This is a genomic window from Pseudomonas lurida (assembly GCF_013522705.1).
In the GTDB taxonomy this organism is placed as follows: domain Bacteria; phylum Pseudomonadota; class Gammaproteobacteria; order Pseudomonadales; family Pseudomonadaceae; genus Aquipseudomonas; species Aquipseudomonas quebecensis.
Map to the genome: position 1 here is coordinate 171,691 of NZ_JAAMRE010000002.1, position 24,132 is coordinate 195,822.

General features: G+C 60.8%; 21 protein-coding genes. 13 read left to right on the forward strand and 8 right to left on the reverse strand.

Features of this window, described 5'->3' with window-relative positions:
• The first annotated feature begins 35 nt into the window (after positions 1-35).
• Both hemB and ppk1 read left to right on the forward strand, forming a co-directional pair.
• Positions 36-1,049: a porphobilinogen synthase gene (gene hemB, locus G7025_RS02455; protein WP_181076362.1), complete on the forward strand. Its 1,014-nt coding sequence runs from the start codon at positions 36-38 to the stop codon at positions 1,047-1,049.
• 18 nt (positions 1,050-1,067) lie between these two features.
• Entirely contained in the window at positions 1,068-3,290 is a 2,223-nt protein-coding gene (gene ppk1 / locus G7025_RS02460) for a polyphosphate kinase 1 (RefSeq protein WP_181076364.1), read from the forward strand.
• Between the two features lie 65 nt (positions 3,291-3,355).
• On the opposite strand, the gene ppx is transcribed toward ppk1, so the two are convergent.
• The gene (gene ppx / locus G7025_RS02465) at positions 3,356-4,858 is read right to left on the reverse strand and encodes an exopolyphosphatase (RefSeq protein ID WP_181076365.1); all 1,503 of its coding nucleotides are present in this window, start codon (positions 4,856-4,858) and stop codon (positions 3,356-3,358) included.
• 445 nt (positions 4,859-5,303) lie between these two features.
• Here ppx and G7025_RS02470 point away from each other — a divergent pair, with 445 nt between their 5' ends.
• The 4 genes from G7025_RS02470 (at position 5,304) to G7025_RS02485 (ending at position 9,800) form a co-directional block, all read left to right on the forward strand.
• Positions 5,304-5,963: a DUF1120 domain-containing protein gene (locus G7025_RS02470; RefSeq protein ID WP_181076367.1), complete on the forward strand. Its 660-nt coding sequence runs from the start codon at positions 5,304-5,306 to the stop codon at positions 5,961-5,963.
• 142 nt (positions 5,964-6,105) lie between these two features.
• Positions 6,106-6,789: a fimbria/pilus chaperone family protein gene (locus tag G7025_RS02475; RefSeq protein ID WP_308811951.1), complete on the forward strand. Its 684-nt coding sequence runs from the start codon at positions 6,106-6,108 to the stop codon at positions 6,787-6,789.
• Positions 6,790-6,796: 7 nt separating this feature from the next.
• Positions 6,797-9,298 (forward strand): fimbria/pilus outer membrane usher protein, encoded by a 2,502-nt coding sequence (locus G7025_RS02480; RefSeq protein ID WP_181076370.1) that lies wholly within the window; start codon positions 6,797-6,799, stop codon positions 9,296-9,298.
• A complete protein-coding gene (locus tag G7025_RS02485) occupies positions 9,288-9,800 on the forward strand; it encodes a hypothetical protein (RefSeq protein ID WP_181076372.1) in 513 nt (170 codons plus the stop codon). Before G7025_RS02480 ends, G7025_RS02485 begins: the two co-directional genes overlap by 11 nt.
• Here G7025_RS02485 and G7025_RS02490 read toward each other — a convergent pair.
• From G7025_RS02490 to G7025_RS02505, 4 genes are read right to left on the reverse strand one after another with little or no spacing between them, the layout of a single operon-like run.
• Positions 9,772-10,509 (reverse strand): amino acid ABC transporter ATP-binding protein, encoded by a 738-nt coding sequence (locus tag G7025_RS02490; RefSeq protein ID WP_181076373.1) that lies wholly within the window; start codon positions 10,507-10,509, stop codon positions 9,772-9,774. The two genes, G7025_RS02485 and G7025_RS02490, sit on opposite strands and share 29 nt — an antisense overlap.
• Entirely contained in the window at positions 10,496-11,146 is a 651-nt protein-coding gene (locus G7025_RS02495; protein WP_181076375.1) for an amino acid ABC transporter permease, read from the reverse strand. Before G7025_RS02495 ends, G7025_RS02490 begins: the two co-directional genes overlap by 14 nt.
• Positions 11,143-11,811: an amino acid ABC transporter permease gene (locus G7025_RS02500; RefSeq protein WP_181076376.1), complete on the reverse strand. Its 669-nt coding sequence runs from the start codon at positions 11,809-11,811 to the stop codon at positions 11,143-11,145. The genes G7025_RS02495 and G7025_RS02500 overlap by 4 nt, the downstream gene beginning before the upstream one ends.
• Positions 11,812-11,828: 17 nt before the next feature.
• On the reverse strand, positions 11,829-12,614 hold the full coding sequence (locus tag G7025_RS02505) for a transporter substrate-binding domain-containing protein (RefSeq protein WP_181076378.1): 786 nt from the start codon (positions 12,612-12,614) through the stop codon (positions 11,829-11,831).
• A 260-nt stretch (positions 12,615-12,874) separates the two neighbouring features.
• On the opposite strand from G7025_RS02505, the gene G7025_RS02510 reads away from it, so the two are divergent.
• The 6 genes from G7025_RS02510 (at position 12,875) to G7025_RS02535 (ending at position 20,146) form a co-directional block, all read left to right on the forward strand.
• Complete coding sequence (locus G7025_RS02510; protein WP_181076379.1) at positions 12,875-13,567, forward strand: FadR/GntR family transcriptional regulator; 693 nt, start codon at positions 12,875-12,877, stop codon at positions 13,565-13,567.
• A 124-nt stretch (positions 13,568-13,691) separates the two neighbouring features.
• Positions 13,692-14,021: a thioredoxin TrxA gene (gene trxA / locus G7025_RS02515; protein WP_124379888.1), complete on the forward strand. Its 330-nt coding sequence runs from the start codon at positions 13,692-13,694 to the stop codon at positions 14,019-14,021.
• Between the two features lie 232 nt (positions 14,022-14,253).
• Positions 14,254-15,513, forward strand: coding sequence for a transcription termination factor Rho (gene rho / locus G7025_RS02520; RefSeq protein ID WP_003176825.1), 1,260 nt, complete (start codon positions 14,254-14,256; stop codon positions 15,511-15,513).
• A 156-nt stretch (positions 15,514-15,669) separates the two neighbouring features.
• Positions 15,670-17,652, forward strand: coding sequence for an acyltransferase family protein (locus tag G7025_RS02525; RefSeq protein WP_181076381.1), 1,983 nt, complete (start codon positions 15,670-15,672; stop codon positions 17,650-17,652).
• 59 nt (positions 17,653-17,711) lie between these two features.
• Positions 17,712-19,178 (forward strand): 4-hydroxy-3-polyprenylbenzoate decarboxylase, encoded by a 1,467-nt coding sequence (gene ubiD, locus G7025_RS02530; RefSeq protein ID WP_181076382.1) that lies wholly within the window; start codon positions 17,712-17,714, stop codon positions 19,176-19,178.
• Entirely contained in the window at positions 19,178-20,146 is a 969-nt protein-coding gene (locus G7025_RS02535) for a CDP-6-deoxy-delta-3,4-glucoseen reductase (RefSeq protein WP_181076384.1), read from the forward strand. Before ubiD ends, G7025_RS02535 begins: the two co-directional genes overlap by 1 nt.
• A 22-nt stretch (positions 20,147-20,168) precedes the next feature.
• Here G7025_RS02535 and G7025_RS02540 read toward each other — a convergent pair whose 3' ends face one another.
• Positions 20,169-20,651, reverse strand: coding sequence for a sn-glycerol-3-phosphate transporter (locus G7025_RS02540; protein ID WP_181076386.1), 483 nt, complete (start codon positions 20,649-20,651; stop codon positions 20,169-20,171).
• A 324-nt stretch (positions 20,652-20,975) separates the two neighbouring features.
• Between G7025_RS02540 and G7025_RS02545 the strand changes: the two genes are divergently transcribed.
• Positions 20,976-21,641 (forward strand): gamma-glutamylcyclotransferase, encoded by a 666-nt coding sequence (locus G7025_RS02545; protein WP_181076387.1) that lies wholly within the window; start codon positions 20,976-20,978, stop codon positions 21,639-21,641.
• Here the strand turns inward: G7025_RS02545 and glpT are convergent.
• Together glpT and G7025_RS02555 are read right to left on the reverse strand one after the other, a co-directional pair.
• A complete protein-coding gene (glpT, locus tag G7025_RS02550; RefSeq protein WP_181076389.1) occupies positions 21,625-22,962 on the reverse strand; it encodes a glycerol-3-phosphate transporter in 1,338 nt (445 codons plus the stop codon). The genes G7025_RS02545 and glpT overlap by 17 nt on opposite strands.
• 184 nt (positions 22,963-23,146) lie before the next feature.
• Complete coding sequence (locus G7025_RS02555) at positions 23,147-24,124, reverse strand: NADPH:quinone oxidoreductase family protein (RefSeq protein WP_181076390.1); 978 nt, start codon at positions 24,122-24,124, stop codon at positions 23,147-23,149.
• Positions 24,125-24,132 lie beyond the last annotated feature (8 nt).

Below are 24,132 nucleotides of genomic sequence, written 5' to 3' on the forward strand. Positions count from 1 at the left end.
ACGCTCGCCCGTGAACCCGGGCTCAGGAGTCTGTCGTGAGCTTTACCCCTGCCCATCGCCTGTTCCCCGCCACCCGTCTGCGTCGCAATCGCCGTGATGACTTTTCTCGCCGCCTGGTTCGTGAAAACGTGCTGACGACCGGTGATCTGATTCTGCCGGTGTTTGTGCTGGACGGTGAGAACCGCCGCGAAGCGGTGGCGTCAATGCCTGGCGTAGAGCGACTGACCATCGACCTGCTGCTTGAAGAGGCGGCCGGTTGGGTTGAGCTGGGGATTCCGGCCCTGGCGTTGTTTCCCGTGACTCCCGCTGAACTCAAGTCCCTGGATGCTGCCGAAGCCTGGAACCCGGACGGGATAGCCCAGCGCGCCACCCGTGCACTGCGTGAACGCTTCCCGGAGCTGGGAGTGATCACCGACGTGGCGCTGGACCCGTTCACCACCCACGGCCAGGATGGCATCCTGGACGCTGACGGCTATGTCGAGAACGACATCACCGTCGATGCACTGGTCAAGCAGGCGTTGTCACATGCCGCGGCCGGCGCGCAGGTGGTGGCGCCGTCGGACATGATGGATGGCCGCATCCAGGCGATTCGAGAGGCCCTGGAGCTGGCCGGCCACGTCAACGTGCGGATCATGGCCTATTCGGCCAAGTACGCCAGCGCCTACTACGGCCCGTTCCGCGATGCGGTGGGCTCGGCGTTGAACCTGGGCAAGGCTGATAAAGCCTCGTACCAGATGGACCCGGCCAACAGCCACGAGGCCTTGCACGAAGTGGCCGCCGATCTGGCCGAAGGGGCGGATATGGTGATGGTCAAGCCCGGGATGCCGTACCTGGACATCCTTTACCGGGTCAAAGAGGAATTCAAGGTGCCGACCTTCGTGTATCAGGTCAGCGGCGAATACGCCATGCACATGGCTGCAATACAGAATGGATGGTTGAGTGAAGGGGTGATCCTTGAATCCCTGACTGCCTTTAAACGTGCCGGGGCTGATGGCATTCTGACCTACTTTGCCGCCCGCGCCGCCCAATTGCTTAGAGAGCAACAATAGCCCTCACAGGAACACTCGATGAATACCGAAGGACTCTCCGAAGTTGCCGTAAAAGACGCCCACCCGGTGGTGGAGCAAGTCACCGAGACGCCGCCGGAACATGAGCCGCTCGCCCCCGTCGCCGCCGCTGAAGTGCCGGTGCCGGCCCCGGTGGCGCCGGTGGTCAACCTGGATGACAGCAGCCTGTACATCCACCGCGAGCTGTCGCAACTGCAATTCAACATCCGCGTGCTGGAGCAGGCGCTGGATGAGTCCTACCCCTTGCTGGAGCGGCTGAAATTCCTGCTGATCTTCTCCAGCAACCTGGATGAGTTCTTCGAGATCCGCGTCGCCGGCCTCAAGAAACAAATCACCTTCGCCCGTGAACAGGCGGGTGCCGACGGTTTGCAGCCGCACCAGGCCCTGGCGCGCATCAGTGAGCTGGTCCACGGCCATGTGGATCGCCAATACGCGATCCTCAACGATATTCTGCTGCCGGAACTGGAAAAACATCAGGTCCGCTTTATCCGTCGCCGGCACTGGACCACCAAGATCAAGACCTGGGTGCGTCGCTACTTCCGCGACGAAATCGCGCCGATCATCACCCCCATCGGCCTCGACCCCACGCACCCGTTCCCGTTGCTGGTCAACAAGAGCTTGAACTTCATCGTCGAACTGGAAGGCATCGACGCCTTCGGTCGCGACTCCGGCCTGGCGATCATCCCGGCGCCGCGCTTGCTGCCACGGATCATTAAGGTACCGGAAGAGGTGGGGGGCGCTGGCGACAACTATGTATTCCTGTCGTCGATGATCCACGCCCACGCCGATGACCTGTTCCAGGGCATGAAGGTCAAGGGCTGCTACCAGTTCCGCCTGACCCGTAACGCCGACCTGGCGCTGGATTCCGAAGATGTCGAAGACTTGGCGCGCGCGCTGCGCGGCGAGCTGTTTTCGCGGCGTTACGGCGATGCGGTGCGTCTGGAAGTGGCCGATACCTGCCCCAAGCACCTGTCGGACTACCTGCTCAAGCAGTTCAACCTGGGCGAGAGCGAGCTGTACCAGGTCAATGGCCCGGTCAACCTCACGCGCCTGTTCAGCATCACCGGCCTGGACAGCCACCCGGAGCTGCAATACACGCCATTCACTCCGCAGATCCCCAAGCTGTTGCAAAACAGCGAGAACATTTTCAGCGTGGTGAGCAAGCAGGACATTCTGCTGCTGCACCCCTTCGAGTCGTTTACGCCGGTGGTCGACCTGCTGCGTCAGGCCGCCAAAGACCCCCATGTATTGGCGGTGCGTCAGACCCTGTACCGCTCCGGCGCCAATTCGGAAATCGTCGATGCGCTGGTAGACGCCGCGCGTAACGGCAAGGAAGTCACCGCTGTTATCGAACTGCGTGCGCGGTTCGACGAAGAGTCCAACCTGCAACTGGCCAGCCGCCTGCAGGCCGCAGGCGCGGTGGTGATCTACGGCGTGGTGGGCTTCAAGACCCACGCCAAGATGATGCTGATTCTGCGTCGCGAGGCCGGCGAAATCGTGCGCTATGCCCACTTGGGCACGGGTAACTACCACGCCGGCAACGCCAAGCTCTACACCGACTACAGCCTGCTGACCTCCGACGACGCCTTGTGCGAAGACGTCGGCAAGTTGTTCAGCCAGCTGATCGGCATGGGCAAGACCTTGCGCATGAAAAAGCTGCTGCATGCGCCGTTTACGCTGAAGAAGGGCATGCTCGACATGATTGCCCGCGAAACCCAGTTCGCCCTCGACGGCAAGCCGGCGCACATCATTGCCAAGTTCAACTCGCTGACCGACCCGAAAATCATTCGTGCGCTGTACAAGGCCAGCCAGTCCGGCGTGCGCATCGACCTGGTGGTGCGTGGCATGTGCTGCCTGCGTCCGGGGATCGTCGGGGTTTCGCACAACATCCATGTGCGGTCGATCATTGGCCGCTTCCTGGAACACACCCGCGTGTTCTACTTCCTCAACGGCGGCGAAGAGCAGATGTTCCTCTCCAGCGCCGACTGGATGGAGCGTAACCTCGATAAGCGCGTCGAGACCTGTTTCCCGGTGGAAGGCAAGAAGCTGATCATGCGGGTCAAGAAGGAGCTGGAAAGTTATCTGACCGATAACACTCACAGCTGGAGCCTGCAGTCCGACGGGCGCTACGTGCGCAACACCCCGACCGGCAACCAGAACCCGCGCAGCGCGCAGGCGACGTTGTTGGAGAAGTTGGGTAGCCCGATTCTGGCGGTGAACTAGCAGACAATAGGGTCTGAAAATGTGGGAGGGAGCTTGCCCCCTCTCACATTTATTTTCGGTGTTCTCTAGCGCAGGTTCAGACTGAACCCCACCCGCGTCAGCCACTCCGCTTCCTGGGCAAAATCGGCCTGGGTCAACTGGTTTTCATCCAGCCAGCCTTTGGGGAACATGACTTCCAGGCTGTCGCCATCGGCCCGCAGTTTTACCTGGGGCATTTCCTGGGTACCGCGGATGTGGTGGAACAGGATCGCAAAGCGCAGCAGCACGCACAGTCGAATCAGTTTGATGCCATCGTCACCGAACTCCGCGAATTTGTCCTTGGGGATATTACGGCGATGGCCGCGCACCAGCAGCGCGAGCATCTGCTGGTCTTCCCGGGAGAAGCCGGCCAGGTCCGAGTGCTCGATCAGGTAAGCGCCGTGCTTGTGGTAATGGTAGTGAGCGATATCCAGGCCCACCTCATGCACCTTCGCCGCCCAACCCAGCAGTTCGCGCCAGACGCCGTCCTGCAGGTCCCAGTCCTCGGCCACCTGGTCGAAGGCATGCAGCGCCTTGCGTTCAACACGGGCCGCTTGCTCCAGGTCGACGTGATAACGCTCCATCAATGAGCTGAGGGTGCGTTCGCGCACGTCTTCATGGTGGTGGCGCCCCAGCAGGTCATACAGCACGCCTTCGCGCAGGGCGCCGTCGCAATGATCCATGCGTTGCAGTTCGAGGGCGTCGAAAATCGCCTCCAGAATCGCCAGGCCGGCCGGGAAAATCGTGCGGCGGTCGGGTTTGATGCCATCGAAGTCGATCTTCTCGGCATCCCCCAGCTTGAACAGCTTGCGCTTGAGCCACGCCAGGCCTTCGGCGTTGACCTCGCCGGTGCCATGCCCACCCGCCTTGAGGGCCAGGCCGATGGCGCGGATGGTGCCGGACGAGCCGATCGCCTCATCCCAGGTCAAGCGGTGCAGCGCGTGCTCGATGCTCATGATCTCCAGGCGCGCCGCCGTGTAGGCCTGGGCGTAGCGCGCCGGGGTGATCTTGCCGTCCTTGAAATAACGTTGGGTGTAGCTGACGCAGCCCATCTGCAGGCTTTCGCGCAGCAGCGGTTCGAAACGCTGGCCGATGATGAACTCGGTGCTGCCTCCACCGATGTCCGCCACCAGGCGTTTGCCGGGAGTGTCGGCGAGGGTGTGCGACACGCCGAGGTAGATCAGGCGTGCTTCCTCACGACCGGAGATGACTTCCACCGGGTGGCCGAGAATCTCTTCGGCGCGGCGGATGAACTCGACACGGTTGCGCGCTTCGCGCAGGGCATTGGTACCGACGATTCGAACGGCGCCCAGCGGCATGCCGTTGATCAATTGAGCAAAGCGCTTGAGGCAATCGAGGCCGCGCTGCATGGACTCTTCATTGAGCTGGCGGGCATCGTCGATCCCGGCAGCCAGTTGCACTTTCTCGCCGAGCCGTTCGAGGATGCGGATCTCACCGTTCTGGGCCTTGGCCACGACCATGTGAAAGCTGTTGGAGCCCAGGTCGATGGCGGCGATCAGGGACAGATTCTTGGCTTGGGATTGCGGCATGGTTTGGGGGTCTCGGTCGATAACCTGACCATCGTGCCACGATCGACCGCTGACGCCAACGCGTAGCGCTGCGGGAATGTCACAGAGGCGGTCTGTAAGAACTTGCCGTAGGACCTATAGGTCTTCCTTTCGTAACTCTGTTACGTCTTCGTTCGGTGTTGTAGGAATCTTTTACTTTGACGGGTGATAGTGCTGTTTATGATTTCACCTACAGCTGGAAGGACAGTGTTCCGTTTGTTGTTTTGTTTAAGCCTACTGCCGTGGGGCTTTAAGCCGACGATTTATTTTTATCACTCCCACAGTTATTGAAGTCTCGTCTTATTTTTCGCCCCGTTGCTAAAGGAACAGACTGTCACTCGGCAATTTTGCCGTGGCGTTATTTATTTGTTGTTTTTTCTAATTACAACAATAAATGCGCCTGACAACTTTCAGTGACAGGTCAACTATGAAAAGAATTGTTGGATTGACTTTCGGGATCGCATGCCTGGCTGCGGCCCTCAATGCTCACGCAACCACCGGCGCCGAACTGATCGTCAGGGGTACGATCAAACCGGCCGCATGTAATCTCAGCCTGAGCGCAGGTGGCATTATTGACTACGGCAATATCCCTTCCGGCTCATTGCTGCCAACGGCATTCAACCCACTGTCGCCAAAAACCGCGCCCCTGAGTGTCAGTTGCGGCACCACTCCAGCCAAGTTCGGCTTGAGATTCGTCGATCTGCAGGCCAGCAGCAAGGTGACGGGCATCCTGGGGGCTCTGGGTACGGGCTATACCGAGGCGCACAACTATGGCCTGGGCACCGTAGCTGGTCGCAGGACCGGCGGTTTCGCGATTAACCTCAAGGACCTGCGTACGTCCAGCACCGCCCTTTATCCCATCATGCGTGTCGGTACAACGGGTACCTGGCAGAACTCGGACGGCAAGGTTGCCCAGTCGCCCAGCCAGTACTCGTGGCGCAATAGCACGACCGTGACTCCGGCGTCGATCACCCAATTGACCGGAACCCTGGAAGTGAGGGCCGTCATCAATAAGGGGCAGGACTTGGATCTGGGTCGCGATACCGTCATTGATGGGCGTGCGACGCTTGAGCTGAGTTACATCTAAAAAGCGATTTAAAAACAGTCGATCAGACACCTTCGGTATTTCTGTTCGACTGTTTTTGTGTGGGAGCTCGACGGCCAATAGTTAACTTGAACGACGCGGGGAACACTGAGTGCTTAGTCTTTCGATAATAAATAGTGCGCGCGTGTTATGTGCCGGTTTGTGCCTGTGGGTTACCGGCGCTGCGGTAGCTGACGGTATGTTGCCGGAAACTACAATAGTTGTGCTTCATGAAGAGCAGGGCGAGGCCACGATCAACATTAAAAATACCGATGCGGCGCCAGCGCTGCTACACGCCGTCATTGAAAACGTGCCCGAAGACAGGGAAGCGCTGCTGGTGGTGACGCCGCCCATTTCGCGGGTGGAGGCAGGTGAAACCCAGTTGGTGCGCTTCATCAGCACCGCCACGGCGCCTCTGAAAACCCAGCGGTTGAAGCGCGTGTCTTTCGAAGGTATCCCCCAGGCCCGTGCAGCGGGCGGTGCGACCATCGGTATCACCCTGCGCCAGAATTTACCGCTGATCCTGCACCCGCGCGGGCTTGCGGTGCACCACTCTCCCTGGGAACTGCTGAAGTGGAAGCGCTCGGCGGAGCAGCTCGTGGTGTCCAATGACAGTGCCTACGTCGTGCGCCTGGCGCCGGAGGTGCTGCTGCTGCCACACAAGGCCCTGGCGACATTGCCCCGCACTTATATCCTGCCGGGCGAAGTGCTGACGGCACCGGTAGAGGGGCGCCTGGAAGGCGTGTCGGCTGTCGAGATCCAGCCGGCCACGGTCTACGGCTTTTCGGCGGACAGTTACCAGGCGTCGGTCAGCGCCGACGAGGGTTGATCAAGCCATGAGCAACCTGTCGAATAACCGGCGCGCGGCACCTTCCTGGGCGTGTCGACCGAGCCTGCTTGTGGGCGTCGCGACGTTATGGAGCTTGCCTGGTGCTGTGCCTGCACTGGAACTGGGCGAGGGATTCGACCTGGCGGCGCTGACCACCCACGGTATTGACCCGAAAGTCTCCGATTACTTCCGCACGGCGGCGCGTTTTCGCGAAGGTGTACAGGTGGTCGGCCTGCGGGTCAATGGCAACCCGCTTGGGCTGGTAGATGCTCGTTTCGACGCCCAGGGGCAGTTGTGCTTTACCGCGGATTTGCTGGATAAGGCCGGGCTGGTCAAGCCCCGCGCCCTCGTTCGAGAAGGGGCCAAGGCGGAGCAGGGCTGTCATGATTTTCTCTCCGATTTCCCCACCACCATGGTGCGGCTGCGGCCCGGCAGCGATGAAGTCGCATTGGTGGTGCCCACGCAGTCGTTGCGCGAACCGCAATGGGAGAGCGCGCAGTTCGCCACGGGCGGTGCCGCAGGGTTGTTCAACTATGACGTACAAGGCTTCGATAGCCACTCGCGCAGCGGCACCAGCCAATTCGTATCGGCGTACACGGAAGCAGGTTTCAACGTCGGTGACTGGATCGTTCGCAGTCGCCAATATTACGTTTCCGACAACGGCAAGGCCCGCACCGAGCACCAGAGTGCCTTTGTGCAGCGGGATATCGCGGCGCTGCAGTCGACTTTTCAAGCCGGTCAGATATCCAGCAATAACCCTCTGTTCGGCGGGCTCCAGCTGTCCGGCGTGCAGTTTTCGCCGGATGGTCAATCGCGCGTGCCGGCGGGCAGCAACAATGCGGTCGTGGAGGGGCTGGCCCAAAGTCAGTCGCGGATTGAAGTGCGCCAGTCCGGCGCGTTGATCCACAGCACGCTGGTGCCCCAGGGGCCTTTCCGGCTCACGGGGCTGCCGTTGCTCAACGGCACCAGCGACCTGGAAGTCAGCGTGATTGATGTGCGCGGTGGCAAGCGCAGTTTCGTGGTGCCGGCAGCGTCGTTTGCCGGGGCTGCGCCTGCGGCGCCGGGCTATTACTTTTCGTTGGGTAAGGTGCGTGAGCAGGCCGCTGACGCAGCGCCGCCGCCGGTTGTTGCCATGGGCGGCGGCACCTGGGGCCTGGGGCGCGATTCATCGGCGGGCTTTGGTTTGTTGAGCACCGAGGACTACTGGTCGGCCGGTGGCACCCTGAGCAGCGTGTTTTTCCAGCGGGTTTCGGTGGGCGCGCGTCATAACCAGTCCCGAGACAGCCTCAATGCCATTTCCGGGTCTCGCAGCAGCGTGAGCGTGAGCAGCCCGGTGCATGCCAACATAGACCTCAACCTCAGCGCCACCACCCAGACCCAGGGGTATCGCGAGGTGCTGGAGGCGGGTCGTCCGGTCAAATCCGGCGACTTGGATTCGCGCTTCAAGAATCAGTACACGGCAGGCGTGAGTTGGCTCGATCCCACGCTGGGCGCCTTTTCACTGGGCTACACCCGTGGCGCTCAATTTGACGGGCAAGCGGCAGAGCACCTGTTCGCTTCCTGGAACAAGTCGTTCAGATACGCCGACGTTGGCTTGATCGCCGATTCGCAGGTCGGCGGCACCCGAGCACGTCGTGACGCCGGCACCGGCGGCAACCGGCGCGACTCGACGCTCGACGATGACCTGTTCGTGCGACTGCAGGTCAGCGTGCCGCTGGGTGGGGATCGTCGTGTCAGCAGCTACGTCAGCCGCCGTGGGCAGCAGTCCCGGGCGGGTTCGGCGCTCACCGAGCGGGTCAACGATTACGTGAACTACGACATAGGCGTGGAGCGTGACCTCAGTGCGCGCGAGCAAACACTGCATGGCCAGTTGAACCTGATGCCACGGTTTACCCGGATGGGGCTTGGGGTCAGCCACGATTCGCAAGGCAGTACTTATTCCGGGCAGTTGCAAGGCGGTGTCGTCGCTCACGGCGGCGGGGTGACCTTCTCGCCCTACACCGTGCAGGACACCTTTGGCATTGTCTCGGTCGGCGACATTGGCGCTGCCAGAATCAGCACTCCGCACGGGCCGGTATGGACCGACTTCAGCGGGCAGGCGGTGATCCCGGGCTTGCCGGCCTATACCGATAGCCGAATCGAAGTGCAGACCCAGTCCCTGCCAAAAAAGGTGGATTTGAAGAACGGCACCAAAGTACTCGCCGCCAGCCGCGGCTCGGTCAATAACGTGGCATTCGATGTGGTGAAAGTGCGTCGCATGTTGGTCACCGGTCGCGATGAGCAAGGCCGACCGCTGCCCCAGGGGGCTTCGGTGTTCGACAAGAACAACCGCTTCCTGACCAGCGTGGTGGGCGAGGGCATGATTTTCCTGAATGACGCGGAGGACTCACAGGAACTGCGGGTTTCAGTGTCGCAGGCTGCCACGTGCCTGCTCAAGCTCACGCCCGGCACCCAGCCGGACCAGGACAAGTTCTACGAAACGACATCGGCGGTGTGCCATGGTGGTTAAGCTTAAAACGTTGGGCGGCGCCCTGTTCTTTGCGGCGTTGATGACTCCGGTGGCGCAGGCGCAGGACTGTCGGCTGTCATTGAACCAATCGACGCTCGACTACGGTGTGATTCGCCATGAAGCCGTACTGGGCAAACGCCTGCTGCACTTGAGTGTCCTGTGTACGCAGCCTTCCGCCATTGCCCTGCGTTTCAGCGGCGCGGGCGATGCGGAAGGTTTCCGCTTTGGGCAGCAGGGGCGGTTCCGATTGACGCTTAAACATGCCCAAGTGGACGGGCGCGCCATCGATTGGTCGGGCGCCCATCTACCCGGTGAGTCCAGCGTTGCGCCGTTGCCGCCGGGCCAGGTGCTGGTGGCGCGGGCAGTTGGGAAGCGCTTGATCGCTCAGGTCGAAATCGAGGTCGACTTGCCCGCCGACGCCTTGCAGGTACGCAACCATGTCGTGCTGGAGGGGCGTGGCAGTTTCGAACTGGTCAGCCCGACTGTTCCACTGAGCCGATGAAGTTGGCGAACTCGGGGGTTCGGGGGTGGGCGAATAGCTGCTTCGGGTCGCCTGCTTCATGCACCTTGCCCTGGTGCATGAATACCAGCTTGTCGCCGACTTCCCGAGCAAAACGCATTTCGTGGGTCACCATGATTAATGTCATGCCGTCCTTGGCCAGTTGGCGCACCACGCTGAGCACTTCATTGACCAATTCCGGGTCCAGGGCCGAGGTGATTTCATCGCACAGCAGCACCTTGGGTGACATGGCCAGGGCGCGCGCGATAGCCACGCGCTGTTGCTGGCCACCGGACAGCCGATCAGGGAAAGCGTCGAACTTCTCGCCCAGGCCCACGCGCTCCAACATCTGCCTTGCCAGCTGTGCCGCCTTGGCCTTGGGCACTTTCTGTACCACCTGCGGCGCCAGCATGACGTTCTCCCCCACGGTCAGGTGCGGGAACAGGTTGAATTGCTGGAATACCATGCCGACCTTCTGCCGCAGGCTGCGCAGGTCGGCGCGGGCGGCGTCGAGGTATTCACCGTCGACTTCGATCACCCCATCGTTGATCGACTCCAGGCCATTGAGGGTGCGCAGCAAGGTGGATTTGCCCGAGCCACTGCGGCCGATGATCGCCACCACCTGGCCTTCTTCCACCGTCAGGTCGATGCCCTTGAGGACGTGATGATCGCCGTAATATTTATGCAGGGCGGAAATTCTAAGCAGAGGCATGCAGTCTCCTTTCCAGGTAGCGCGCGCTGAGGGACAGGGGGTAGCAGAGCAGGAAATAACCAAGGGCCACCAGGCCATACACCATGAAGGGTTCGAATGTGGCGTTGGCGAGCATGCCGCCGGTCTTGGTCAGTTCGGTGAAGCCGATAATCGAGGTGACCGCCGTGCCTTTGACCACTTGCACGGAGAATCCCACCGTCGGCGCTACGGCAATGCGCAGGGCCTGGGGCAGGATCACGTAGCGCAGTTGCTCAAGCGGGTTGAGGGCCAGGCTGGCCGATGCTTCCCATTGCCCATGGGCGATGGAGTCGACGCACCCGCGCCAGATCTCGGCGAGGTAGGCGCTGGTAAACAGCGTCAGGGCAATCGCGGCCGCCAGCCAGGGCGATATATCCACACCGAGCAGGGCTATGCCGAAAAACACCAGGAACAACTGCATCAGCAGCGGCGTGCCCTGGAACAGTTCTATATAGAGGCGCGCGATATTGCGCGTAAACGCCGTGCGGCTGATGCGCAGGATCATCACCAGCATACCGATCACGCCACCCCCTACGAATGCCACCAGCGACAGCAACAGCGTCCATTGCAGGCCGGTCAGCAGGTTGCGCACGATGTCCCAGAAGGAAAAATCACTCATCGGCTGTTCCTCATCACAAAACGGCGGCCGATCCAATTGAGCAACTGGCGAATCATCAATGCCATGCACAAATACACCAGCGTGGTGAGGGCGTAGGTTTCAAACGCACGGAAATTGCGCGACTGGATAAAGTTGGCGGCAAAGCTCAGTTCTTCGGTGGCGATCTGCGAACACACCGCCGAGCCCAGCATGACGATGATGATCTGGCTGCTCAGGGCCGGCCACACCTTGCCCAGCGCGGGCAGCAGCACGACGTAGCGGAAGGCTTCGAAGCGGGTCATCGCCAGCGCGGCGGCGGCTTCCAGTTGACCGCGAGGGATGGCCTGGATGCCGGCACGGATGATCTCCGTGCAATAGGCTCCCAGGTTAATCACCATCGCCAGCACGGCGGCTTGCCATTCGGTGATGTTCAGGCCCAGTGAAGGCAGGCCGAAAAAGATGAAGAACAGCTGTACCAGAAACGGTGTGTTGCGGATCAACTCGACGTAGACGCCAAAGACCCAGGCAAAGGGCTGGATTTTCCAGGCGCGCACCACGGCGCCGACGGTGCCCAGTGCCACCCCCAGGATTGCGCCGATGGCCGTGAGCTCCAGGGTAAAGAGCGCGCCGCGCAACAGCAGGTCGGTATTGGCCAGTACCGGCACAAAGTCAAATTGGTACGCCATCAGTCAGCTCCGTCGCTTCAGAGATCGGCGGGCAGCGGCTCTTTCAGCCATTGCATCGCATTCTTCTCCAGGCTGCCGTCAGCCTTCGCCGCGACCAGGATCTGATTGACCTTCTCCAGCAACGCGGGCTCGTTTTTGTTCACGCCCACGTATACCGGCGAGTCCTTGAGCTTCACTTTCAGCGCCGGTACGCGTTTGGGGTTGCGCTCGCTGATCGCCACCATCACCACGTTGCCGCTGGCGATCAGGTCGACCTGCCCGGCCAGATAGGCGGCGATGGTCGAATTGTTGTCTTCGAAGCGCTTGATCGTGGCTTCCTTGGGCGCCACGGCAGTCAGCTCGATGTCTTCGATGGCGCCGCGGGTCACGCTGATGGTCTTGCCCTTGAGGTCATCGGTGCTGCCGATGGCTGCCTCAGGCGGGCCGAACACGGCCAGGTAGAAAGGCGCATAGGCCTTGGAGAAATCGATGACCTTCTCGCGTTCGGGGTTTTTACCCAGGCTGGAGATCACCAGATCGACCTTGCCGGTGGTAAGGAAGGGAATGCGGTTGGTGCTGTTGACCGGGGTCAGCTCCAGCTTGACCTTGAGTTGATCGGCCAGCAGCCTGGCGGTGTCGATGTCCAGGCCGCGGGGCTTCATGTCCGGGCCGACCGAGCCGAACGGCGGGAAGTCCTGCGGTACCGCGACCTTGAGGGTGCCACGGGCGACGATATCGTCCAGCCCGTCGGCCATGGCAGGCGCCTGGCTCAGCACCAGGCTGGCAAACAGGGCAGTGAGCAGGGCGCGGTAGCGCTGGGTCATGGCAACTCTCCGAGAAGGCGAAGGAATATTCTGTAAGTGGCATATGCCAAGTGCACAGCCCATGCCAGCCGTGGCCGATCGTCCTGCAAGGCTGGGTTTTGCTGGCGCGCAGTGGTCTTACTGGTCTGAACAGTGAGCGGATTTTTCGCACCCTTTTCGAGCGCCGGCAAAACCACGCGAGCGCCTTTGGGGCGTGGCTTGCCGCCGACTGCGAATAGCTTTACAACTAGCCGCTCAGTCGACTGAAACCTTGAGTTTTTATGAATTCCATCGCCCAAGCGGTTCCGGAAGCGGCTCTGCAGGCCATCCGCAAACTCATCAAGGAGCAAGGCTTCGGCCCGGGCGATGCGCTGCCGTCCCAGCGTGACCTGGCGGTGCGGTTGGGGGTGAGCCGAGCGTCGTTGCGCGAAGCGTTGTCGACCCTCAGTGCCCTGGGTGTGGTCAGTGTGCAGCCGGGCAAAGGGGTGTTCGTACACACCTCACAGGAGACCCCGGGAGTTGTCTGGCCTTTTGCGGCGCAGGTCACACCGCTGGAGATTTTCCAGCTGCGCTATGCCCTTGAAGGGTTTGCCGCGGGCCTGGCGGCGGTCACGCTGAGCATCGATGAACTGGACAGCCTGCAAGATAACGTCGAGGCGATGCGCAAGGTGCTCAAGACCGGTGACTTCGACGCGGCCGCGCGGCTGGATTTCGAGTTCCACCAGTGCATCCTGCAGGCCAGCGGCAATCGGGCGATGGTCAGTATTCTGAGTGCCAGCGCGGAGGTTTTTCTGGAAAGTCAGAAACTACCGTTCATCCGGCCGGAACGAGCCATGGAAACCTGGCAGGAGCACCGCAGGATCCTTCGCGCCCTGGCGCGGCGTGCCAGTACCGCGGCACAGAAAACCATGCAGGAGCATGTACGCAACGCGGCGTTACGCACCGGCATCGCTTTCGTGACCCCTGCCATTTAATGCGCCGGGCAATGTGCAAACTCACTTACCACCATAGCAAGACTCAATCAGAGGCGGCTTCCTGAACGGGGGAAGGGCGGCTATGATGGGCAACGTTTTTTTTGCTTACAATCCGGAGACATCCATGAGCAACGATCTTATCAAGCACGTCACGGACGCGACCTTTGACGCTGAAGTACTCAAGGCTCAAGGCCCGGTGCTGGTTGACTACTGGGCTGAATGGTGCGGCCCTTGCAAAATGATCGCTCCGGTCCTGGACGACATTGCAACGACCTACGAAGGCAAACTGACCATTGCCAAACTCAACATCGACGAAAACCAGGAAACCCCGGCCAAGCACGGCGTGCGCGGTATTCCTACGCTGATGCTGTTCAAGAACGGCAACGTTGAAGCCACTAAAGTCGGCGCGCTGTCGAAGTCTCAGTTGCAAGCTTTCCTCGACGCCAACATCTAAGCGTCGTCAAAAAAGCCCCGCAATTGGCGGGGCTTTTTCGTAAAGCAGGGCTAGACGCTCCGAAATTCAGGTGTTACATTCGGCCCCGCACTGGTTTCTCCACTGCCCCCTGCAAGCCGTCGCCGACGCATTCCTTTCGATTAGTACGCGATCCTGTCGCCTTCTCCGCGGCGCGGCCTCATTAAGCCAAAAGCTTAATTTCCCCCTCCATAAATGATTACGTCATTCCTATATGAATCTGACTGAACTCAAGCAAAAGCCGATTACCGACCTGCTCCAATTGGCCGAAGAAATGGGCATAGAAAATATGGCCCGTTCGCGCAAGCAGGACGTGATTTTCTCCCTGCTGAAAAAGCACGCGAAAAGCGGCGAGGAAATCTCCGGTGATGGCGTGCTGGAGATTCTCCAGGACGGCTTCGGCTTCCTCCGCTCTGCAGACGCTTCCTATCTCGCCGGCCCTGACGATATCTACGTCTCGCCGAGCCAGATCCGCCGCTTCAACTTGCGCACCGGTGACACCATCGTTGGCAAGATCCGTCCTCCTAAGGAAGGCGAGCGGTATTTCGCCCTGCTCAAGGTCGATACGATCAACTTCGATCGTCCCGAGAACGCGAAAAACAAGATTCTCTTTGAGAACCTGACGCCGCTGTTCCCCACCGTGCGCATGAAGATGGAAGCCGGTAACGGTTCCACCGAAGACTTGACCGGCCGTGTGATTGATCTGTGCGCGCCGATCGGCAAGGGCCAACGCGGCCTGATCGTCGCGCCGCCGAAAGCCGGCAAGACCATCATGCTGCAGAACATTGCCGCGAACATTGCACGTAACAACCCTGAAGTTCACCTGATCGTGCTACTGATCGATGAGCGTCCGGAAGAAGTGACCGAAATGCAGCGCACCGTGCGCGGCGAAGTGGTCGCCTCGACGTTCGATGAGCCGCCGACCCGCCACGTGCAGGTTGCCGAAATGGTGATCGAGAAGGCCAAGCGCCTGGTAGAACACAAAAAAGACGTGGTGATCCTGCTCGACTCCATTACCCGTCTGGCCCGTGCCTACAACACTGTGATCCCGAGCTCCGGCAAGGTGCTGACCGGTGGTGTCGATGCCCACGCCCTGGAGAAACCGAAGCGTTTCTTCGGCGCCGCGCGCAACATCGAAGAAGGCGGCTCGCTGACCATTATCGCCACCGCGCTGGTTGAAACCGGCTCGAAGATGGACGAAGTGATCTACGAAGAGTTCAAGGGCACCGGCAACATGGAACTGCCCCTGGATCGCCGTATTGCAGAAAAACGCGTTTTCCCGGCCATCAATATCAACCGCTCCGGCACCCGCCGCGAAGAGTTGTTGACCGCCGACGACGAACTGCAACGCATGTGGATCCTGCGCAAGTTGCTGCATCCGATGGATGAAGTGGCCGCCATCGAGTTCCTCATCGACAAACTGAAAACCACCAAGACCAACGACGAGTTTTTCCTGTCGATGAAGCGTAAGTAACCCGACGTTTCAGGTCCGAAAAAATGGCGCCCACACAGGGCGCCATTTTTTTGCGTCGAGATTCAGTCTTTTTTATGGCATAAGTGTCCGTTAAGTAACAAAATTTGTACGCGCGACTACGCTCATTCCTTTCGTCACAGACTGACCCTATTTCTTATGACCACTCTTGCTTACCGCAGAGACATTGACGGCCTGCGTGCCATCGCTGTCCTTGCAGTCGTGTTGTTTCACTTCGGAGTGCCTGGCATCACGGGCGGTTTCGTTGGAGTTGACGTGTTTTTCGTCATTTCCGGCTTCCTGATTACTTCGATTATCTGGCGTGAGCGTCAGGCCGGGCGCTTCAGTTTTATCGACTTCTGGGCGCGGCGCGCGCGTCGCATTCTGCCCGCGCTGTTCGTCATGATGGCGGCCACGCTGATCCTCGGCTGGTTTCTGCTGGCTCCCAAGGATTACGAAGAGCTGGGGCGATCTGCGCATTATCAAGTGACCTTTACCTCCAACCTGCTGTTCTCGCGCCAGCATGGGTATTTCGAAGCGGCCTCCGACATCAAGCCCTTGCTGCACACATGGTCGCTGGCGGTAGAAGAACAGTTCTACATCGTGTTTCCGCTCCTGCTGATGCTGCTTTCGAGTCGACTCAAGCATTGGCGCCTGGCGCTGTTTGCGGTACTGCTGGTGTCGTTTGGCATGAGTGTCTGGGCGGTCGAGCATCAACCGCAGAAAGCGTTTTTCCTGCTGCATCTACGGGCCTGGGAGTTGTTGGCCGGCGCGATGCTGGCGGTGATGCCCAAGCGCGACTGGCGCGCCTCGCCGCTGCTGGCGCAGGGCGTCAGCCTGGTTTCCATGGGGTTGATCCTGATCGCGGTACTGGGCTACGACGCGACGACCCCCTTTCCTGGCGCGACCGCGCTGTTGCCGGTGCTGGGTGTGGTCGGCTTGATCTGGGCCAATGGGCAGCAACACACCTGGGTCGCTCGCCTGTTGAGTTCACGGGTGATGGTAGGCATCGGGCTGATCTCGTACTCGTGGTACCTGTGGCATTGGCCAGTATTCGTGTACGCCAGCTATGCCGCCGTGGATGGTTTGAGCGCGCTGGAACTGGCCGGCTTGATGCTGCTCTCGCTGGTGCTGGGCTACCTGTCCTGGCGCTTTGTTGAGACGCCGTTCCGGGAGAAGCGCTTGCTCGCCGGGCGCCAGGCGATTCTGACGACGGCCCTGGTGGGTATTTTGTGTCTCGGCCTGACCGGCCTGGCGATCCGCAAAGCCGACGGCGTGCCTTCGCGGTTGCCGGAGCAGGCGTTGCGTTTTGCCCAGGCCAAGAAGTGGAGCCCGGATTTACTGGCCTGCATGGCCGACAAAGACACGCCCGATGAGCGACTGTTCTGCCATTTCGGCCCGAATGGCCGCTCCGTCTCGGCGCTGGTATGGGGCGACAGCCACGCCACGGCACTGATCCCAGCACTCAAGGACGGCGCCGACCGGCATGACCTCAGTCTGGTGGAGGCCAGTTTTGCTGGCTGCATCCCGTTGGACGGCCTGGAGAACATCGCCCGCTGTGCGCATTTCAATCATCGCGTCGAGAAGGCCATGGCCGAGAAACGGTTCAGCGATGTAGTGCTGGCGGCGCGCTGGAGTCTGTATGTCTATGGGCAGATGTCCGGCGACAAGGAGCACGCACTCAAGGACCCGAGCACAGGCAAGTATGTGCGTGCCGTGGCTGAGCAGCGATTCGCCGAGGGCTTGCGCGAGCGAGTGCGGCAATTGCGCGCCGCCGGACACCGGGTGTGGCTGGTCAAGGAAGTGCCGCTGCAGAAAATCATCGTGCCTTACCGTCTGAGTCGCCTGGCGATGATGAACCGCCCCGTGGCCGACGAAGGGCTACCGGTCGCCGATCATCTGGAGCGCCAGGCTTTCATTGCTCGTGTGTTCGAGGGGCTGGCGGCGGCGGACACCGGCGTCACGGTGCTGGACCCGGCGCCCTTGCTCTGCGGTGCCGACGGTCTATGCCGTGTCGAACTCAATGGGCGCGCCCTCTATACCGACGATAACCACCTTTCCGAGGTCGGGGCGCGCCACGTCGAGGCGTTCCTGGAGCCGTTGTTCCGTTCCCTGCAATCACGCGAGGTTACGGCCAATTAAGCTGCCAGCCTGCTTCAGAGCAGGTAGGATGTACGCCTATTTTACGGGTGGCATGGTTAATGAAATTCAAGGATCTTCGGGATTTCGTGCAGCAACTTGAGCAGCGCGGAGAGTTGAAACGTATCCAGATGCCGATTTCCCCGGTGCTGGAAATGACTGAGATTTGCGACCGTACCTTGCGTAACAAGGGCCCGGCGCTGCTGTTCGAAAAGCCGACCGGCTTTGATATCCCGGTGCTCGGCAACCTGTTCGGCACGCCTGAGCGGGTTGCCTTCGGGATGGGCGCCGAGTCGGTCAGCGAGCTGCGCGAGATCGGCAAGCTGCTTGCGTTCCTCAAGGAACCCGAGCCGCCCAAGGGCTTGAAGGACGCATGGTCGAAGCTGCCGATTTTCCGCAAGATCATTGCCATGGCGCCCAAGGTGGTCAAGGACGCCGTATGCCAGGAAGTAGTCATCGAAGGGGATGACGTCGACCTGGCCATGCTCCCGGTGCAGACTTGCTGGCCCGGCGACGTCGGCCCATTGATCACCTGGGGCCTGACCGTCACCAAGGGCCCGAACAAAGACCGCCAGAACCTGGGCATCTACCGCCAGCAGGTCATTGGCCGTAACAAAGTCATCATGCGCTGGCTGAGCCATCGTGGCGGTGCCCTGGACTTTCGCGAATGGTGCGAAAAACATCCCGGCCAGCCTTTCCCGGTGTCCGTGGCGCTGGGCGCCGACCCGGCCACCATCCTCGGTGCCGTGACGCCGGTGCCGGACAGCCTCTCCGAATACGCCTTCGCCGGCCTGTTGCGCGGTAACCGCACCGAGCTGGTCAAGTGCCGCGGCAACGACCTGCAGGTGCCGGCCACGGCGGAAATCATCCTGGAAGGCGTGATTCACCCCGGCGAGATGGCCGACGAAGGGCCCTACGGCGATCACACCGGCTACTACAACGAAGTCGACAGCTTCCCGGTCTTCACCGTCGAACGCATCACTCATCGGATCAAACCGATCTACCACAGCACCTACACCGGCCGTCCGCCGGATGAGCCGGCCATCCTTGGCGTCGCGCTCAATGAAGTGTTTGTGCCGATCCTGCAGAAGCAATTCCCCGAGATCACCGACTTTTACCTGCCGCCCGAAGGTTGCTCGTACCGCATGGCCGTCGTAACCATGAAGAAGTCGTACCCAGGCCATGCCAAGCGGGTCATGCTGGGTGTATGGTCGTTTTTGCGACAGTTCATGTACACCAAGTTCGTTATTGTCACTGACGACGACATCAATGCCCGGGACTGGAACGATGTGATCTGGGCCATTACCACGCGCATGGACCCCAAGCGCGACACGGTGATGATCGATAACACGCCGATCGACTACCTCGACTTCGCGTCGCCGGTGTCCGGTCTGGGTTCGAAGATGGGCCTGGACGCCACTCATAAATGGCCGGGTGAAACCACCCGTGAGTGGGGTCGGGTCATTGTCAAGGATGCAGCCGTGACCGCACGTGTCGATGCGATCTGGAAAGAATTGGGAATAGATTGATGCGTGTAACCCTGCAACCTTCCGGCGCCGTACTGGAGCTGGTCCCCGGCGAGCGAATCCTCGAAGGCGCGCGCCGCCTGGGCTACGAGTGCCCCCAGGCCTGTCGAAACGGCGTATGCCACGTGTGTGCCGCGCTGCTGGTGGAAGGCCGGGTGCGGCAGGCGGGTGAGGTGCGGGACCATGGTGAGTTCTACACCTGTATCGCCGAGCCGCTGGAAGATTGCGTGGTGTTGTGGGACGGCGTTCTCGCGCCAGGAGAATTACCGTTGCGCCAATTGGCCTGCCAATTGAGCGAGTGCGTGGAGGTGGGCGGCGATGTATGGCGGGTACGCCTGCGTGCGCCGGCCGGCAAGGCGGTGCGCTACCACGCCGGGCAATACCTGATGATCGAACGGGATAACGGCGAAAAATCCGCCTTTTCCCTGGCGTCCGCGCCCCATGCCGGGCGCGAGCTGGAACTGCATGTGCTGGCCCGCGAAGACAGCGCACGCAATCTGCTGGCCCAGTTGCAGCGCGACCGCATGGCGCGCGTGGAGCTGCCGTTTGGCGATACCCACCTGGCCGAGCTGCCCGACGGCCCGCTGGTGTTGATCGCGGCGGGCACCGGCATGGCGCAGATGCACAGCCTGATCGAGCATTGTCGGGCCTCCGGGTTCAAACACCCGGTGCACCTGTACTGGGGAGTGCGTCGCCCGGAAGATTTCTATGAGATCGAGCACTGGGCTCAATGGCAGCAACTGCCCAATCTGTTCCTGCACAAGGTTGTCAGCGACCTGTGCGGGTGGGAAGGGCGTTGCGGTCTTTTGCATGAAGCGGTGTGCGAGGACATCCACGATCTGAAGACCGTACACGTCTATGCCAGCGGTTCACCGGCGATGATCTACGGTACGTTGGATGCGCTGGTGGAGGCCGGCATGGACGCGCACCAGATGCGCGCTGACGTATTTGCCTACGCCCCCCGGCCCTGAGTGGGAGGGGGCTTGCCTGTGCTTAGAATCGTACGCCTGTCGTCACCATCGCGGCGTTGAAGCCCAACAGCACCAGCTCCGCCGCCACCGGTCCGTAATGGGCACCCACTGAAGGAATGATCACCGGCGCCACGCCAAATCGATTCAATGGGATCTTGTCGCGATACTCGCCGCGATAGCCTTGGAGCGCGCCGCCGGTCAGTTTTACGTACACCGGGTAATCCGCCATGTCATAGCGTTTGCCTCCATAGACGTAATACGAACGCTGGCTGAACGAGTTGCGAAAAGTCGCCCCGCCATAAACAAGGCCTGAGGCTTCATTGCGTTCCAGGCCGATCAGGTCCTGATTGTTATTGTGGCCTGGGTCGGGAGAAAAGTGCCGGGTGTAGACGCTGGTCTGGGCGTGCCAGAAACTTTTTTCATCCCCGGCGGGCGGTGCTTCGGCGGCCAGCGCGGTGGTGGCCTGAGCCAGGAACACCAGGCCGGGCAATCGAATTTTTTTCATGGGTGTGACCTCGATAGTCGATATGAAGGGCGGCTAAGTGGGTCGTTGTGCGCGCTATTTTGACGGCAGGATCGTGCCCCAGGCTGAACCGGGGCTGAAGGTAGCGAGATTAGCCGCTCCAATCCTGACGAGCGGCCGTTGGGCTTATATCCGTGCTTATTCACTTCCGGTATTTAGTGTCGCCAGTGGATGTCCCTAAGCTACACCCGCGAGGTCGCTGGCTCAGCGCGGCCCGGACTTTTTCCCTTAACGGTTCCTGCGGCGCGTTTTATTACGCTAAAGTCGCTTACAACTGGTTACACAGGAGGCGCACCGCTTTTCGCCATGACCGTCATTGAAACCGATCTTCTGCAGTTGGCTTACCCTCCGCGGCTCGATCTGGGACCGCAACTCACTCACGAACAGTTAATGAGCTCCATGCAGGCCACGATGGCCCGGCATAAGGGCGGGCCGGTCTGGCTGTTTGCGTATGGTTCATTGATCTGGCGACCTGAATGCTCGTCGACCGAGCGGGTACGGGCGCGGGTCCACGGTTATCACCGCGGCCTGTATTTGTGGTCCCACGAGCACCGTGGTACGCCGGAGTTGCCGGGGTTGGTCTTTGGCTTGGATCGAGGCGGATCGTGCAGCGGGTTTGCCTATCGCTTGCCCGAGGATCAGTTGGAAGCCTCGCTGTATGCCTTATGGCAGCGCGAGATGCCCTATCCCTCGTACCGACCGCACTGGCTCAGTTGCCGGCTGGAGGATGGTACTCAGGTGCAGGCGTTGGGGTTTGTATTGGAGCGGCACCTGCCCAGCTACGCCGGCAACCTGCCCGACATCGTGCTCAACCATGTGTTGCAAAGCGCGAGCGGGCGTTACGGTACGACGCGCGACTATGTCGAACAAACCGTCAACGCCCTGCGCAGCCACGCCATGCCAGATAAGAACCTGGAGGCGCGGCTCAAGCGGTGTGCAAAAGGGGCTCAGGCGCTTAACGGGCCGAGCTGACACTGTTGGTGTGCCACAGGGTCGGGATCAGGAATGCGATGGCCAGCAGACACGCGCCGATCAGCAGCACAAAACCGCCGTCCCAGCCGAAATGGTCAACGGTGTAGCCCATGGCCGCACTTGCCGCCACCGAACCACCCAGGTAACCGAACAACCCTGTAAAACCCGCGGCAGTGCCGGCGGCCTTCTTCGGTGCCAGTTCCAGCGCCTGCAGACCGATCAGCATCACTGGGCCGTAGATCAGGAAACCGATCGACACCAGCGCGATCATGTCCACGGTCGGATTGCCTGGCGGGTTCAACCAGTACACCAGGGTCGCAACGGTCACCAGCCCCATGAACACGATGCCGGTCAGGCCTCGATTGCCACGGAAGATCTTGTCCGACATCCAGCCGCACAGCAGCGTGCCCGGGATGCCCGCCCACTCATAGAAAAAGTAAGCCCACGACGATTTATCCACCGTGAAGTGCTTGGCTTCCTTGAGGTAGGTCGGCGCCCAGTCCAGTACGCCGTAGCGCAGCAGGTAGACAAATACGTTGGCAAAGGCGATGTACCACAGCATTTTGTTGCGCAGCACGTATTTGACGAAGATTTCCTTGGCGCTGAATTCGTCTTCGTGGCTGGCGTCGTAGCCTTCCGGGTAGTCATTCTTGTATTGCTCGATAGGCGGCAGGCCGACCGATTGCGGGGTGTCGCGCATGGTAATGAAGGCGAACGCCGCCACCGCCAGGGCCACGGTAGCCGGTACATAGAACGCCGCATGCCAGTCGTTGAACCAGGCCATGCCCAACAGGAACAGCGGGCCGATCAGGCCGCCGCCGACGTTGTGCGCTACGTTCCACACCGACACCACGCCGCCGCGTTCCTTCTGCGACCACCAGTGCACCATGGTCCGTCCGCTCGGCGGCCAGCCCATGCCCTGGGCCCAGCCGTTGATGAACAGCAGGATGAACATCATGGTCACGCTGGACGTCGCCCAAGGCGCGAAACCGAAAATGAACATCACGCCCGCCGAGACCAACAGGCCAAAGGGCAGGAAGTAGCGCGGGTTGGAGCGGTCGGACACCAGGCCCATCAGGAACTTGGACAGGCCGTAGGCAATCGCGATAGCCGACATCGCCAGGCCCAGTTCGCCACGGCTGTACCCGTCTTCGATCAGGTAAGGCATGGCCAGGGAGAAGTTTTTGCGTAGCAGGTAGTAACCGGCGTACCCGAAGAAAATACCGGCGAAGATCTGCCAGCGCAGACGTCGGTAGGTACTGTCGATTTTTTCTTCAGGCAGGGGCGCCTGGTGCGCGGCAGGACGAAAGAAAGCAAACATTCAAGAGCTCCAGATTTCTTGTTTTGACTGCGGATGCGAATGTTACAGTTTCGTTACCGAAAATAGCATCGCCGCTTAAGCGCCACCACAGGAAAATGAGAGCAATTGCATGTTCTCTTACGAACACCAGAGATCAAATGGGGAGGGGCTTGATCCTCCCACGTTTGATTGCATTTCAGGTTAGTCAGCGGGTCTGCACGACGACCTTGCCGACCGCCTTGCGCTGGCCGAGGTCATTGATGGCCTGGGCAGCCTGCTCCAGCGGATACACCTGCGACACCAACGGCTTGAGCTTGCCCTCGGCATACCAACTAAACAGTTGCTGGAAGTTCGCCGCGTTATCCTGCGGCTGGCGTTGTGCAAACGACCCCCAGAACACCCCGACCACCGCCGCCCCCTTGAGCAGCGCCAGGTTCACCGGCAGCTCGGGGATGCGCCCGCTGGCAAATCCCACCACCAGCAGGCGGCCGTTCCAGGCGATGGCGCGCACGGCCTGGTCGAAGAGGTCACCGCCCACTGGGTCGTAGATCACGTCGGCGCCGTTGCCGTCGGTGAGGCGCTTGATCTCATCCTTCAGGCTGGCTTCGCTGTAATTGATCAATTCATCGGCACCCGCGGCCTTGGCGATTGCGAGCTTGTCGGCGCTGCTGGCGGCGGCGATCACCCGGGCACCCATGGCTTTACCGATTTCCACCGCGGCCAGGCCCACCCCACCGGAGGCACCGAGCACCAGCAGGGTCTCGCCGGGTTGCAGGTGAGCCCGTTGTTTGAGCGCATGCATCGAGGTGCCGTAAGTCATGCTGAAGGCGGCGGCGGTGTTGAAGTCCATGCTCGGCGGGATCGGCAGCACGTTGTAGCCCGGCACCGCGACCTGCTCGGCAAAGCTGCCCCAGCCGGTCAACGCCATGACGCGATCGCCCACCTTCAAATGGCTGACTTTTTCTCCCACCTCGCTGACCACGCCTGCGGCTTCACCGCCCGGCGAGAACGGAAAGGGCGGTTTGAATTGGTATTTGCCCTCGATGATCAGGGTGTCGGGAAAGTTGACCCCGGCGGCATGCACGTCCAGCAGGATTTCGTTTTTCTTGATCGCCGGGCTGGCGATATCTTCCAGCACCAGGGTTTCGGCGGGGCCGAAGGCTTTGCACAGCACAGCTTTCATCGGACTAT